This is a genomic window from Micromonospora sp. NPDC005367 (genome assembly GCF_040606825.1).
In the GTDB taxonomy this organism is placed as follows: Bacteria; Actinomycetota; Actinomycetes; order Mycobacteriales; family Micromonosporaceae; genus Micromonospora.
This window is the reverse complement of record NZ_JBEXFP010000009.1, coordinates 135,735-150,381: the sequence shown is the minus strand read 5'-3', so window position 1 is coordinate 150,381 and position 14,647 is coordinate 135,735. Positions and strand designations below refer to the sequence as shown.

The following is a 14,647-nucleotide window of genomic DNA, read 5'->3' as shown; positions in this document are numbered from 1 at the left end:
CGGGTGGAACGGAATTTACCGTGCCAGGAGTGTGCGGGCACCCTGGGTAATGGCCTCTTCAGAGACCAGAACCTGACGCGCGGCCGGACCTAATGGTACAAATGAGTCAACTCCGGCTACTCGCCGCGCCGCCCCGACATATCCGGCATCGACCAGCGCGGCGATCACTCCCTCGCCGACACCTCCGGAACGGCGGGTCTCGTCCACCACCAGCACCCGGCCGGTCACCGACGACTCCCGGATGATGTCCGCCACAGGCAGGGGCGCGAGCCACCGCAGATCCACCACTCGCGTACCGACGCCCTCGTCGGCGAGCGCCGCCGCCGCGCGCAGCGACAGACGTACGCCGTTACCGAACGTGATGATCGTCAGGTCCTCGGCAGACCCCACCCCGTACACGCGGGCTCGGCCGATCGGCACGTGCCCACCAGCCCAGGCCCCCGGCTCCGTGTAGCCGGCGAGCCACTCGCCGTCACCATCGACGTAGAGATCCCGGGTGTGGTAGAGCGCGATCGGCTCCAGGAAGACGCAGACGCTCCCGTCCACCGCCGCGCTGGCCAGGCAGGTCCGCAACATGGGCGCGGCGTCGTCCGGCCGCGCCGGCACCGCGATCACCAGCCCGGGCACGTCCCGGAGTACGGCCACCGAGTTGTCGTTGTGGAAATGCCCGCCGAAGCCCTCCTGGTACGCCAGGCCGGCGATGCGCACCACCATCGGATTGCGGTACGCCCCCTGGGAGAAGAACTGCATGGTGGCCGCCTCGCCGCGGAGCTGGTCCTCGGCGTTGTGCAGGTACGCCAGGTACTGGATCTCGGGCACCGGCAGCATCCCGGACAGCCCGGCACCCAGCCCGAGCCCGAGCACCGACGTCTCGTCGAGCAGGGTGTCGAACACCCGGGCCGGCCCGAACCGGTCGCGCAGGCCCTTGGTGACCCCGTACACGCCGCCCTTCGCGGCCACGTCCTCGCCGAAGACCGCCATCTCCGGGTGGTCGAGCATCCCGTCGGTCAGCGCCGCGTTGATGCTCTGCGCCAGCGTCAACGGGCCGGCCAACTCCGGCGGCTTGCCGCCGAACGTCTCGTTCCGTGCCGCCGCACCCGGTCCGCTGGCCCGGGCCGCCGCCTCGGCCACCGCGCGAGCCACCCGCGCCGGCCGCCGGGGCGCCAGCGGGGCGACCACGTCGGCTGCGGCGGTGAGCTTCGGCTCACCGATCACCTCCTCGGCGATGCGGCGCACCTGCCAGCCGATGTGGTCGTACCGGCCCAGCAGCTCCTCGCCACTGGCCACGCCCGCCTCGACCAACAGGCGGGCCATCGCGGCCACCGGGTCCAGCTCGAGGTCCACGGCGATCTCCGCCGGGCTGCGGTACGCCGCCTCGGCGTCCGCGCCCGCGTGCCCCATCAGCCGGACCGTACGCAGGTGCAGCAGCGCCGGCCGCCGGTGCCGGCGCACCCAGCCGGCCGCCTCCGCCGCCACCGCGTACGCCTGCACCGGGTCACCGCCGTCGGCGGCGAAGTAGCGGATGCCCGGCTTGGAGCGCAGGGTGGTTTCCACCCAACCCTCCGGGGTCCGGACGCTGATGCCGAGGCCGTTGTCCTCGCAGACGAAGAGCACCGGGATGCGCAGGCCGGTGTGGTCGTACCAGCCCGCGGTGTTGAACGCGGCGCCGGCGCTGGCGTGGTTGATCGAGGCGTCGCCGAACGAGCAGACGACGATCGAGTCGGGCGGCCAGGGCGGGGCGACGGTCGAGTCGTCGCCGAGGCGCACCCCGCCGGCCCGCCGGGTCTCCAGCCGGCGCAGCCGCTCGACGGCGAGCCCCATGCCGACGGCACGGGGCAGATGCGAGGCGATGGTGGACGTGGTCGGCACGACCGCCAGATCGGGGTGGCCGAAGACCTTGTGCCGGCCACCGGCGATCGGCTCGCGGGCGGAGGCGACCATGCCGCGCAGCACGTCCCCGGCCGCCTCGCCGTACGCCCAGGGGCGCTCCGGCCACGCCGCCCCGCCGGCGACTTCCCGCCCGGCGTCGAGCGCCGGGGTGCCGCCCGGGGCCTCGTCCGCCGCGTCGGGCGGATCGGTGGCGGCCGGGGCCGGGTCGTCGCGCGTCGACGCGGCAGTCGGCTCGTCCGGGGCGTGGAAGAGACCCACTCCCACGTCGTACGCGGCCGAGGCCGGGTCGTGCCGCACGCCGGACGGCCCGGACGCCGGGTCGACGGCGCCGAGCGCGCCGGCCGGCTGCGCCGGATCGACCTCGTCCAGCTCCGACGCGACCGCCTGGGCGGACGCGGCCTGAGCTGCCCGGACGCAGTAGAACGCTCCGGAGCGGTAGTGCAGCAGGGCCGGATCGGTCGGCTGCAGCACGGCGGCGACCAGAGCGTTGGCCTCGTGGCCGGCCGAACCGATGGTGTAGAAGCCCTCGCCGAAGCTGCGCAGCCAGCGCCCGGCCAGGTCCAACTGCCGGCTGGTGACCTGCGCGTCGAAGAGGTCGAGGGCCTGCGCGCCGGTCAGCGTCGCACCGTCGGTGACCGCTTCGGCCGGGTCACGCCGGTGCGGCGGCGTGCCCAGCGCGGCCAGGGTCTCCCGGAACCGGTCGTCGAGATCTTGCGGGGTGGTCACGTCGGACAGCATTACCGACGCACGCCCGTCGCGCCCAGTCGGACACACAACACCCGGTCGGGGACGCTACGTCCCGCGGTGCTGGGCGCAGCCCCCGTCGGAGACCTTCCACACCAGCTCATGCAGGGCGGCGAGTTCCCCGGTGGTGAGCCCGTCGAGCAGTCGGGAGTCCGACATCAGCTCGTGCACCCGTTGCCGGACCAGCCGACCGGCTTCGGTGACCACCAGCGTCTTCTGCCGGCGGTCGGTGGGGTCGACCCGGCGCTGCACCAGGCCGGCCTGCTCCAGCTTGTCGACGAGGGCGGTCACGTTGGACCGGTCGCACTGCAACTGCTCGGCGAGGTCGCGGGCCGGCAGCGGATGGTCCGGGTCGAGTTCGTAGAGGGCGCGGGCGACCGCCGGGGTGAGGCCCAACTCGGCGATCTCGACGTCCTGCTGGTGCCGGATGGCCGCGGCGACGTGCATGATCCGGCGCATCGTGTCGCCCGCCAGCCCCGAACGGTCAGCCGGATCGGGGCCGGCGGTGGGGACGGCTGCCAACGTCATGCCACCCAGTCTACGGAGCGTGAGGGAGATTGATCATCCCCGGCACCCTCCCCCTCCTCATCCCCTCCCGCCAGGCCGCGAATTCACCGAAGGAGTGGCCATTCCGCGCGCAATGGCCACTCCTTCCGTGAACGAAGCCCCTCGAGGGGCGGGGGTCAGGCGGGCAGGAAGGAGAAGCGGACTTGGCGGGTGGGGTTGTCGCCGTTGGTGTCGACCAGGCAGATCGACTGCCAGGTGCCGAGCGCGAGGCGGCCGCCGAGCACCGGCACCGAGGCGTACGGCGGGACGAAGGCGGGCAGGACGTGATCCCGGCCGTGGCCGCGCGACCCGTGCCGGTGCCGCCAGCGGTCGTCCGACGGCAGCAGTGCGTCCAGCGCGGTGAGCAGGTCGTCGTCGGAGCCCGACCCGGTCTCGATGAGCGCCAGCCCGGCGGTGGCGTGCGGGACGAACACGTGCAGGAGACCGTCCCCCGCGCCGGAGACGAAGCTCTGCGCCTCGGCGGTGATGTCCCGGACGGTGGGGCGGGAGCCGGTCTGGACGGTGATCACGTCACTACGCATACGTCGCATTCTGCCGCAGCTCGTGGGTCAGGTTCCTCCGCCACCGCCGGAGTCACCGCCCCCACCGCCGGACCAGTCACCACCCGAATCGCCACCACCGGACCAGCCACCGCCACCGGAGTCGCCGCCCCCGGACCGGCCGCCACCGGAATCGCCGCCGCTGTCGTGCAGGTGGCCGGTCGACTCCCACCACGAGTACGCGTCGGGAGGCCCCTGGTGCGGAATGTGGGTGCCGGCGTACCGCCGAGCGGGCCCGGACGTGCCGTGGCCCCGTCGTGTTGCCGTCGCCCGCTTCCCGTTAGCGATCAGGAAGACGCCGAGGACCACGGCCAGCGCGGCGACGAGCGCGACGGGCAACACCGCGAGGTCGCCCGCCAGCAGCACGGAGGTCACCGGGAACGCCAGCAGCACTCCGGCCGCGACGAGGAGCCCCCCAACACCGCCTGTCGAGCGTTCATCCCGGCATGGTATTGAGACCGGACAAGCAGTCTGAGACAGATCGATCGACACCCAAAGTTACCGGCGGGTACCTGTGTCGAGCGTCGCGTCCCGGGGGTCTAGACGTGACGCCGGGTGGCAGCAGGGGGCAGGATGGCGCTAGAGACCTATCCCACACACAACCGAGGGACCGCCTGTGGCTACGGAACGCAAGCGCCCGGTGATCACCGCCGGCCTGCCGAGCCAGCTCCCGGACATCGACCCAGACGAAACCAGCGAATGGGTCGAGTCGCTCGACGGGGTCATCGACGAGCGCGGAACCAAACGCGCCCGTTACGTGATGCTGCGCCTGTTGGAGCGCGCTCGGGAACGGCAGGTCGGGGTTCCGTCCCTGACCACCACGGACTACATCAACACGATCCCGCCGGAGCGTGAGCCGTGGTTCCCGGGTGATGAGCACATCGAACGGCGGATCCGGGCCTACATCCGGTGGAACGCGGCGATGCTCGTGCACCGGGCGCAGCGTCCCGAGATCGGCGTCGGTGGTCACATCTCCACCTTCGCCAGCTCGGCGTCGCTCTACGAGGTGGGCTTCAACCACTTCTTCCGCGGCAAGAACCACCCGGGCGGTGGCGATCAGATCTACTACCAGGGTCACGCCTCCCCCGGCATGTACGCGCGCGCGTTCCTCGAGGGACGGCTGAGCGAGCACCAGCTGGACGGGTTCCGGCAGGAGCTGTCGCACCGGGGCGGCGCGCTGCCGTCGTACCCGCACCCGCGGCTGATGCCCGAGTTCTGGGAGTTCCCCACCGTCTCGATGGGGCTCGGCGGCCTGAACGCGATCTACCAGGCACGGTTCAACCGCTACCTGCACCACCGCGGCATCAAGGACACCTCCGACCAGCGCGTCTGGGCGTTCCTGGGTGACGGCGAGATGGACGAGCCGGAGACGCTCGGCGCGATCGGCGCGGCCGCACGCGAGGAGCTGGACAACCTCACCTTCGTGATCAACTGCAACCTGCAGCGGCTGGACGGCCCGGTCCGCGGCAACGGCAAGGTCATGCAGGAGCTGGAGGCGTTCTTCCGGGGCGCCGGGTGGAACGTGATCAAGGTCGTCTGGGGCCGTGAGTGGGACCCGCTGCTCGCTGCGGACACCGACGGCGCGCTGGTGAACCTCATGAACACCACCGCCGACGGTGACTACCAGACCTACAAGGCGGAGTCCGGGGCGTACATCCGGGAGCACTTCTTCGGACGCGACCCGCGCACCCGCAAGATGGTCGAGAACCTCAGCGACGACGAGATCTGGAACCTCAAGCGGGGTGGCCACGACTACCGCAAGCTCTACGCGGCCTACAAGGCGGCGACGGAGCACACCGGCCAGCCGACCGTGATCCTCGCCAAGACGATCAAGGGCTGGACCCTCGGCTCGCACTTCGAGGCCCGCAACGCGACCCACCAGATGAAGAAGCTGACGCTGGAGGATCTGAAGACCTTCCGCGACCGGCTCTACCTGGACATCCCGGACTCGGCGCTGGAGGACAACCCCTACCTGCCGCCGTACTTCCACCCGGGTGAGAAGTCGGACGAGATCGCGTACCTGCACGAGCGGCGGCAGCAGCTCGGTGGCTACCTGCCGTCGCGGCGGACCAGCTCGAAGCGGCTGGTCATCCCCGGGCCGGAGCGTTTCGCCGACGTCAAGCGGGGTTCGGGCAAGCAGAAGGTGGCCACCACGATGGCCTTCGTCCGCCTGCTCAAGGACCTGATGAAGGACAAGGAGTTCGGCAAGCGCTGGGTGCCGATCATCCCGGACGAGGCCCGCACCTTCGGCATGGACTCGCTCTTCCCGACGGCGAAGATCTACTCGCCGCACGGACAGCGCTATACCTCCGTGGACCGGGAGCTGTTCCTGTCCTACAAGGAGGCGACCGGCGGGCAGATCCTGCACGAGGGCATCAACGAGGCCGGTTCGGTCGCGTCGTTCACCGCCGCCGGCTCGGCGTACGCCACGCACGACGAGCCGATGATCCCGATGTACATCTTCTACTCGATGTTCGGGTTCCAGCGCACGGCCGACGGGCTGTGGGCGGCCGCCGACCAGATGGCGCGGGGCTTCCTGCTCGGCGCCACGGCCGGCCGGACCACGCTCAACGGTGAAGGTCTCCAGCACGAGGACGGCCACTCGCACCTGATCGCCGCCACCAACCCGGCGGTGGTCGCGTACGACCCGGCGTTCGCGTTCGAGATCGCGCACATCGTCGAGAGCGGCCTGCACCGGATGTACGGCGAGGCGCAGGAGAACGTCTTCTACTACCTCACCGTCTACAACGAGCCGATCTTCCAGCCGGTCGAGCCGGAGGGTGTGGACGTCGAGGGCATCGTCAAGGGCGTCTACCGCTACGCCGCCGCGCCGAAGTTGGACGGCGGAGCGCCGAAGGCGAACATCCTGGCTTCCGGCACGGGTATGCAGTGGGCGCTCAAGGCGCAGCAGCTGCTGGCTCAGGACTGGGGGGTGGCCGCCGACGTGTGGTCGGTGACCTCCTGGACCGAGCTGCGCCGCGACGCGGTGGAGTGCGAGGAGTACAACCTCCTCAACCCGGGTTCCGAGCAGCGGGTGCCGTACGTGGCGCAGAAGCTGGCCGACGCGGACGGTCCGAAGATCGCGGTCAGCGACTTCATGCGCGCCGTGCCGGACCTGATCGCTCGTTGGGTGCCGGGCGACTACACCTCGCTGGGCACCGACGGCTTCGGCATGTCGGACACCCGGCACGCGTTGCGCCGGCACTTCAACGTGGACGCCGAGTCGGTGGCGGTCGCCACGCTGCGTCAGCTCGCGCTGCGCGGCGTGGTGCCGGCCAACGTGCCCGCCGAGGCGGCCAAGAAGTACGCGATCGACGACGTCAGCGCGGCCCCGGTCGGCGAGACCGGCGGCGACAGCTAGAGGTACCGATCGAACGAAGGGCCCGCGCACACCGCGCGGGCCCTTCGCCGTTCGTCGGGGAGCTTTCCGGTCCGGTCATGAACCTGGTGCCGGACGGGCACCGGTCGAACGCCACGCCGGAGTGATCGACGTGCGGGCGACCGGCGGAGAGCCAGCGATGGCCCGGTGCCCCTGGCGGGGACGCCGGGCCACCACCATCGCGGGTGACGCCGGGGACGGACCCGGTCAGCCGACGGCGGCCAGGTCGGTCAGCCGGGCCAACGACTCCTCCAGATCGGCGCCGACCCGACGCAGACCGAGCCGGAGCAGAGCGGCCTTGACCGGACCGGCCGGCCAGCGTACGACGATCAGCCGCACGACCGTGCCCCCGCTCTCCTCCTCGTCGGGAGTGAGCTGAACGTAGATCTCGGTGCGCGCCTCTGCCCGGGCGCCGGCACCCTTGGCGCGCTCGCGCCACCCGATCAGGGTCGGCTCCTGGTAGGCGATCACCTCGGCTTCGTGCGCCGAGCCACGCCCGGCCTGGACCAGTTGCCGCCGCCCGAAGCCCTCACCCGAGAGCACCTCGGCCGCACGGACCCCCGCCAGCCAGGCCGGCAACTGCTCGGCCCGCTGTACGACATCCCAGACCGCTTCCACCGGCGCAACCACGTGCGCACTGCGTTCCACGAGGATCATTTCCGTCTTCCTCCAGTGAGGACATCCGCGATATTCGGCACTCTATGCGCAAATTCGGACGTACTAGGACGGGTTCGGAAAAAGACACGCCGAAAAGCATTGCGCGGACAGTCAAGACGGCCTATAGCGCAATCCCGGCTCGCGTCCTAGAGTCCGAACACGTTTCGCGTTGACCGGGAGGACGCCATGCCGACCGCACCGCTGCCACGGTTCCCCGCCGGATTCCGCTGGGGCGTCTCGACCTCGGCGTACCAGATCGAAGGCGCGGCCGAGCTGGGGGGACGCGGAACGTCCATCTGGGACACCTTCGCCCGCTCCCCCGGCCGGATCGCCGACGGCAGCACCGGCGACGTCGCGTGCGACCACTACCACCGCTACCGCGAGGACATCGCGCTGCTGGCCGGGCTCGGCGTCACCGCCTACCGCTTCTCCGTCGCCTGGCCGCGAGTCCAGCCCACCGGCACCGGGCCGGCCCACCCGGACGGACTGGACTTCTACGACCGGCTGGTCGACGAACTGCTGGCGCACGACGTGGACCCGGTGGCTACCCTTTACCACTGGGACCTGCCCCAGCCGTTGGAGGACGCCGGCGGCTGGCTGGCCCGCGACACCGCGGCCCGCTTCGCGGCGTACGCCGACCTGGTCGCCGCCCGCCTCGGCGACCGGGTCAAGCTCTGGATCACCCTGAACGAACCGTTCGTCCACATGAGCCTCGGCTACGGCACCGGCCTGCACGCACCCGGACGGGCGCTGCTCTTCGACGCTTTCCCGGTCGCCCATCACCAACTGCTCGGGCACGCGATGGCGGTCGCCGCGCTGCGTGCGCGCAGCGGCAGCCCGGTCGCGATCGCCAACAACTACTCGCCCGTACGGACGGTCGGCGACACCGACGCGGATCGGGCCGCCGCCGCCGCGTACGAGGCGCTGCACAACCGGCTCTTCACCGATCCGCTGCTCGGCCTGGGCTACCCGGAGGGGACGGTCGGCGACCCGTCGGTGCTGCACGACGGGGACCTCGCCGTCATCGCCGCCCCGATCGACGTGCTCGGGGTCAACTACTACAACCCGACCGGAGTACGCGCTCCGCGGGAGGGCTCGCCGCTGCCGTTCGAGCTGGTGCCGTTGGACGGCTACCCGCGGACCGCGTTCGACTGGCCGGTCGCCCCGGACGGGCTGCACGAACTGCTCGGCTGGCTGCACCGCACGTACGGCGACGCGCTTCCGCCCGTCGAGATCACCGAGAGCGGCTGCGCGTACGACGACACGCCCGACACCGACGGGCGGGTGCACGACCCGGAGCGCATCGCGTACCTGGCCGGGCACCTGCGCGCGGTGCGGAGCGCGCTCGACGACGGCGTCGACGTACGCGGGTACTTCGTCTGGTCGCTGCTGGACAACTGGGAGTGGGCCGAGGGCTTCACCAAACGCTTCGGCCTGGTGCACGTCGACTACGCCACCCGGACCCGTACGCCGAAGTCCTCGTACGCCTGGCTGCGGGACGTCGTCGGGGCGGCGCGCCGGGAGCCGGAACGGTGACCACCGTCGACCCGTCGCCGGTCGCCGTGCCGGCGGCGCTGGCCGAGCCCACGGCCCCGGTCCGGCGGGGCTGGATCGCGCTGATCTTCGCGGCCAACCTCGGGGTCTGGATGGCGTTCTTCACCCCGATCCAGGTGCTGCTGCCGCAGCAGATCGAGCGGATCTCGCCGGACGGCAAGGAGGAGATGCTGGCCGTGGTCACCGGGCTGGGCGCCCTCGCCGCGGTGATCGTGAATCCGCTGGCCGGCGCCCTCTCCGACCGGACCTGCCTGCGTCTGCGCGGGCGCGAGTTCGGCCGCCGGCACGTCTGGACCGCCGGCGGGGCCGTGCTCGGCGCACTCGCGCTGGTGTTGCTCGCCCGGCAACGCACCGTGCTCGGCGTGACGCTCGGCTGGGTCGCCGCCCAGGTCTGCTTCAACGCGATGCTGGCCAGTCTCAGCGCGGCCATCCCGGACCGGGTGCCCGTGGCCCAGCGCGGGGGCGTCTCCGGCTGGGTGGGCATCCCGCAGGCGCTCGGTCTCGTGGTCGGCGCGGTGCTGGTCACGGCGGTGGTCACGGGCAACGCCGCCGGCTACCTGGCGATCGCGCTCGCGGTGCTGGTGCTGGCCCTGCCGTTCGCGCTGTTCACCGCCGACGACCCGCTGCCCCGCACGCATCAGTCGGCGCTGCGGTTGCGTGCCCTGCTGAGCTCGATGTGGGTCAGCCCGCGCCGGCACCCGGATTTCGCCTGGGCCTGGCTCACCCGGTTCCTCGTCCAGACCGGCAACGCCCTGGGCACCCTCTACCTGCTGTACTTCCTGACCGACGGGGTGCGGGTGGCGGACCCGGAGGGGTCGCTGCTGGTGCTGATCCTGCTCTACACGCTGGGCATGATGCTCACCGCGGTCGTCTCGGGTCGGCTCTCCGACCGGTCCGGGCGGCGCAAGGTCTTCGTGATCGTGTCCGGGTTGATCATGACGGTGGCGGCGGTGCTGCTCGCGATCGCCCCGACCTGGCCGATAGCGGTCGCCGCGGCGCTGCTGCTCGGCGCCGGCTACGGGGTCTACCTCTCGGTGGACGCGGCGCTCATCACCCAGGTGCTCCCCCGGGCCACGGATCGGGCCAAGGACCTCGGAGTGATCAACATCGCGAACTCGGCACCGCAGGTGCTCGGCCCGGCGCTCTCCGCGCCGCTCGTCGTACACCTGGGCGGGTATCCAACGCTCTACGCCGTCACCGCCGCTGTCACCCTGCTCGGCAGCGTGCTGGTGGTGAAGATCCGCTCGGTGCCCTGACCGGACCCCTGGCCGAATCCGCTGGCGCAGCGCCGTAGGCTTGGGGCGTGACGGTACGTGTGCGCTTCGCCCCTTCCCCGACCGGTATGTTCCATGTCGGCGGTGCCCGCTCGGCCCTGCAGAACTGGATCTTCGCCAAGCAGCAGGGCGGGGTGTTCGTGCTCCGCATCGAGGACACCGACGCGGCCCGTAACAAGCCCGAATGGACCGAGGGCATCCTCTCCGCGCTGGACTGGATCGGCATCGAGCGCACCAGCTACGAGGGCCCGCACTTCCAGTCGGAGAACGCCCACGAGCACCGGGCGGCCGCGCAGCGGCTCTACGAGTCGGGCCGGGCGTACTACTGCGACTGCACCCGGGAGGACGTGCAGGCCCGCACCGGCTCGCAGTACTCCGGCTACGACGGCTACCACCGGGACAAGGGTCTCGGCCCGGGTGAGGGGCGGGCGCTGCGCTTCCGTACGCCCGACGAGGGCGCGACCGTGGTGATCGACCTGATCAGGGGCGAGCCGACCTTCGAGAACAAGCTGATCGAGGACTTCGTCATCGCTCGCGGCGACGGCTCGCCGGTCTTCCTGCTGGCCAACGTCGTGGACGACATGACCATGGGGATCACGCACGTGATCCGGGCCGAGGAGCACCTGCCGAACACCCCGAAGCAGCAGCTGCTCTGGGCCGCCCTCGGAGTCAAGCCGCCGGTCTGGGCGCACGTGCCGGTGGTGGTCAACGAGAAGCGGCAGAAGCTCTCCAAGCGGCGGGACAAGGTCGCTCTGGAGGCGTACCGCGACGAGGGCTACCTCGCCGACGCGATGCGCAACTACCTCATGCTGCTCGGCTGGGCGCCCTCCGGCGACCGGGAGATCGTCCCGTGGTCCGTGATCGAGGAGGAGTTCCGGCTCGAGAACGTCAACCTGTCGCCCGCCTTCTTCGACGAGAAGAAGCTGCGCGCCTTCAACGGGGAGTACATCCGGGCGCTGTCGGTGGACGACTTCGTCGCGGCCTGCCAGCCGTGGCTGACCGGTACCGGCACGATCGCCCCGCCGCCCTGGCAGCCTGAGGAGTTCGACCCGGCGGTCTTCGCCGCGGTCGCCCCGCTGGCCCAGACCCGCATCGCGGTGCTCAGCGAGATCGTGCCGAACGTCGACTTTCTGTTCCTGGCGACTCCGGCGATCGACGAGGCCGCCTGGGCTAAGGCGATGAAGGAGGGCTCGGCGGAACTGCTGGACGCGGCGGTCTCGGCGTTCGAGGCGCTTCCGTCGTGGGAGGCCGAGTCGATCAAGGCGGCCCTGGAGGCGGTGGGCGCCGAGCGGGGGCTCAAGCTGGGCAAGGCGCAGGCACCGGTACGCGTCGCCGTCACCGGTCGGACCGTGGGCCTGCCGCTGTTCGAGTCGCTGGCGGTACTCGGCCGGGACCGCGCCCTCACTCGGCTGCGCGCCGCCCGGGTCCGCCTGGTCTGACCACGCGACTCGCCCCTGCGGGCGGTCATCTCCGGCGGCCGCCCCTGCGCTCGCCGCCTCCGGCGGTGGCCGCCCGGCGAGTGATCGTCTTAATTTGTTTGTCACGACGGTCCGAGCGCCGCCCACCTCACCTCGCCGATCACCGAGCGTGACGAACAGCAGGCCGCACTCGGCCTCACGAAGGGTTACGCCGACCGGCATCGCGCAGACCGCCGAACGCGCGGCTGGCCGGCCGCGGTCATCCCAGGTGCGGCCGGCCGGTGAGACGGGGTTACGGACGGCCGCGAGCGGAGCGTCGACGGAACAGCAGACCGGCCGCCAGGACGGCGAGCAGCACCAGCGCACCGGCCGCCCACAGCCAACCGCTGACGTCGTCACTCTCGTTGGCCGTGGGCACGGTGGCCGCGCTCGGGCTGGCGGCGTCCGGCCCCGCCGTGAGGGCCGGGCCGGACGAGGGGGCCAAGGGAGAGGCCGGCGTGCCGCCGGTCGCCGACGGTGTCAGCGACGGCTCCCCCGGCGACGCGGACGGGTCAGCCGGCGTGCCGGTGGTGAGCGTGAACCGCACCTCTCCCGAGATCGGGTGTCCGTCACCGGACGCCACCTGGTAGCCGACGATGTAGAGCCCCGCCCGGCCCGGCTCGAACGGCACCCGCACCCGGCTGCCCGAGAAGCTCGGCGCGCCGCCCGCGGCAGCCACATTGTCCGGACCGGTGATTGTGATCTTCGTCGTGGCCGGGTCCAGTCGGGACAGGAACCTGAGCTCGATCCGGGCCGGCGCGGTCGCGACCCGGGCGCCGTCGCGCGGATCGCTGCCGGTCAACGAGTTGTGCGCGGCGGCCGGCGCCGCCGGCAGAGCCAACGACACACCGAGCGCCACGCCGGATACCGCTAGCACGAAGCGCGCCAGACGTGCGACCCTGCCCCCCATGAAGGCCTCCGCAAAGGTACGATCCGCCCGCTGATCAACGGCTGCTCATTGGTCGATCCAGGATCGCAAATAGTTCCAATTACTGTTCCATGAGCTGCAACCAATCAACTTCTCACGGAGTCTTGAAGTGTGGCGTCCGATCACCGGATCCGGATCGCCACCGCCGATGAGGCGTCCGGCGCGGCGAAGCCATCCATCGAACGGGGCGAGGAGGCGGCGATGGTCCGACAGGTGAGGCGACTGGTCGCCATGTTGGCCGGCGCGCTCACGGCGGCTCTGTCGGTCGGTTTCGCCGGCCCGGTGCACGCCGCCCCGAAGCCGCCACCGCCACCGCCCGGCGTGGACGTCACCGGAGTGGGACTGACCGAGCCGTTGCGGCTGCGCGCGGACACCCAGCCGAGCCAGGTGTCCGCCGTGATCGACCAGGTCAACTTCCTCGGCCGTACGGGCGCGGCCACCGGGCCGAAGCCGGCCGATCTCGGTCCGAAGTACACGATCGTCGTGCTCGCCGGCGACAAGCCGAAGCAGACCTACGACCTGTACCCGAAGGCCGTCGGCGGGCCGCGGATCTACCGGCCGGCCAAGCAGCCGGACGCCCGCAAGACCCAGGCCGGATGGTTCCTCGGTCGGCTCTCCATGTCCGAGACGTTGCGGACCGCGGGCGTCCCGCTGGAGCGGGAGTACGACACGGTCAGCGGCGGCGTCGGCGGCGGCGAACGGGTCATCCCGGAGGACTCGCTCAATCCGGCCAAGGACATCGACCGGGCGCTCGGCGACCTTCAGCGCCTGCTGCTGCTGAACGTCGCGGTGGTGCTGGTCATCACCTCCGGCCTCGCCGGGATCGCGCTGCTCATCCGCCGCCGCACCCGCTGACCGCCGCCGCTGGTCCTGATCGGAACAATCGGGACCAGCAACGATCGAAGATCACGACGAGTCAGCACCAGCGGCGCGGCGGCCGCTCCCGACGGACGTCCCGCAACGGGGGCCGGACCGCGCCGTGCCGGTGCGCGCCCGCCCAGCCGGGCAGGTCGCTGCGACAGCCCGAACGGGGCTCCGTCGGTTCCGGCTCGACGGGCAGGGCGGGCTCAGCGGACCGCTGCCGCGGCACGGCGGCGTCCTCCTCGGGCCGCTCGGCGCCCCGCCCGGCCGTCGGCTCGGCCGGCCCGGACCGTCCCGCAGCCGGATCCGTAGAAAAGGGGGGAAGTCCACCGGTCAGCCGGCGCGGCTTCGCGGCCGCCTGCTGGTCGTTGCCCGGCCGGCACGGCTCCCCCCGGGCGCAGCCGTGATCGGCCTCCCCCTGCGCCATCCCGGTCTCCTCACACTCGCCATCGCACCTCGGTGGTCGGCCGACGCGCCCTGCCAACTTACTGGCCGCCCCCGACGGGCTGCGCAGGGCGTACCGGGGTCGCCCGCCGGGTGGACGCGAGTCGCGTAGCACCTTCGGTGGAGTCGGGGCGGCGTCGAGTCCTCCCGTGGGCGGGCGGTGACCGGCCGTGGATGTGGTGGGATCGAGCCATGCGACTGCCCGCGTGGCTCCGTTCGGGCACCCGGGGCCGCGACGTCGCCCTGGCCGGCGCGTCGCTCGTCGGCGGGCTGGTCCTGTTCGGCCTGGGCGTCCGCTTGCAGACGCCCTGGCCTGGTGTGCCTAGCCGGCGGCCGAAGGCGCGACGGTCCGC

12 protein-coding genes are annotated in these 14,647 nt (G+C 71.8%); 5 read left to right on the top strand and 7 right to left on the bottom strand.

Translation table 11 applies throughout. The features are described 5' to 3' along the window. Positions 1-15: 15 nt before the first annotated feature. The 4 genes from ABZS42_RS09590 to ABZS42_RS09575 all read right to left on the bottom strand — a co-directional run bounded on the left by ABZS42_RS09590 (position 16) and on the right by ABZS42_RS09575 (position 4,115). Positions 16-2,628 (bottom strand): thiamine pyrophosphate-dependent enzyme, encoded by a 2,613-nt coding sequence (locus ABZS42_RS09590; RefSeq protein ID WP_355143493.1) that lies wholly within the window; start codon positions 2,626-2,628, stop codon positions 16-18. 54 nt (positions 2,629-2,682) lie between these two features. Further along, positions 2,683-3,162 carry a MarR family transcriptional regulator gene (locus ABZS42_RS09585; RefSeq protein ID WP_355143492.1) on the bottom strand — a complete coding sequence of 160 codons (480 nt, stop codon included), beginning with the start codon at positions 3,160-3,162 and terminating at the stop codon, positions 2,683-2,685. Between the two features lie 155 nt (positions 3,163-3,317). Next, a complete protein-coding gene (locus ABZS42_RS09580) occupies positions 3,318-3,722 on the bottom strand; it encodes a YjbQ family protein (RefSeq protein WP_355143491.1) in 405 nt (134 codons plus the stop codon). Positions 3,723-3,749: 27 nt separating this feature from the next. Then, positions 3,750-4,115: a hypothetical protein gene (locus tag ABZS42_RS09575; protein WP_355143490.1), complete on the bottom strand. Its 366-nt coding sequence runs from the start codon at positions 4,113-4,115 to the stop codon at positions 3,750-3,752. Positions 4,116-4,356: 241 nt separating this feature from the next. On the opposite strand from ABZS42_RS09575, the gene aceE reads away from it, so the two are divergent. Next, positions 4,357-7,101: a pyruvate dehydrogenase (acetyl-transferring), homodimeric type gene (gene aceE, locus ABZS42_RS09570; protein WP_355143489.1), complete on the top strand. Its 2,745-nt coding sequence runs from the start codon at positions 4,357-4,359 to the stop codon at positions 7,099-7,101. A gap of 225 nt (positions 7,102-7,326) precedes the next feature. Here the strand turns inward: aceE and ABZS42_RS09565 are convergent, their stop codons facing one another. Then, the gene (locus tag ABZS42_RS09565) at positions 7,327-7,776 is read right to left on the bottom strand and encodes an SRPBCC family protein (protein ID WP_355143488.1); all 450 of its coding nucleotides are present in this window, start codon (positions 7,774-7,776) and stop codon (positions 7,327-7,329) included. A 186-nt stretch (positions 7,777-7,962) separates the two neighbouring features. Here ABZS42_RS09565 and ABZS42_RS09560 point away from each other — a divergent pair, with 186 nt between their 5' ends. The 3 genes from ABZS42_RS09560 to gltX are packed head-to-tail and all read left to right on the top strand — an operon-like array spanning position 7,963 to position 12,043. Then, entirely contained in the window at positions 7,963-9,312 is a 1,350-nt protein-coding gene (locus ABZS42_RS09560; RefSeq protein WP_355143487.1) for a GH1 family beta-glucosidase, read from the top strand. Beyond that, positions 9,309-10,586 carry an MFS transporter gene (locus ABZS42_RS09555; protein WP_355143486.1) on the top strand — a complete coding sequence of 426 codons (1,278 nt, stop codon included), beginning with the start codon at positions 9,309-9,311 and terminating at the stop codon, positions 10,584-10,586. Before ABZS42_RS09560 ends, ABZS42_RS09555 begins: the two co-directional genes overlap by 4 nt. A gap of 47 nt (positions 10,587-10,633) precedes the next feature. Next, entirely contained in the window at positions 10,634-12,043 is a 1,410-nt protein-coding gene (gene gltX / locus ABZS42_RS09550) for a glutamate--tRNA ligase (RefSeq protein WP_355143485.1), read from the top strand. Between the two features lie 271 nt (positions 12,044-12,314). On the opposite strand, the gene ABZS42_RS09545 is transcribed toward gltX, so the two are convergent. Then, entirely contained in the window at positions 12,315-12,971 is a 657-nt protein-coding gene (locus tag ABZS42_RS09545) for a copper resistance protein CopC (RefSeq protein WP_355143484.1), read from the bottom strand. A 219-nt stretch (positions 12,972-13,190) separates the two neighbouring features. Between ABZS42_RS09545 and ABZS42_RS09540 the strand changes: the two genes are divergently transcribed. Continuing rightward, positions 13,191-13,844, top strand: coding sequence for a hypothetical protein (locus ABZS42_RS09540; protein ID WP_355143518.1), 654 nt, complete (start codon positions 13,191-13,193; stop codon positions 13,842-13,844). Between the two features lie 61 nt (positions 13,845-13,905). Here ABZS42_RS09540 and ABZS42_RS09535 read toward each other — a convergent pair whose 3' ends face one another. Next, a complete protein-coding gene (locus ABZS42_RS09535; protein WP_355143483.1) occupies positions 13,906-14,277 on the bottom strand; it encodes a hypothetical protein in 372 nt (123 codons plus the stop codon). Between the last annotated feature and the right edge of the window lie 370 nt (positions 14,278-14,647).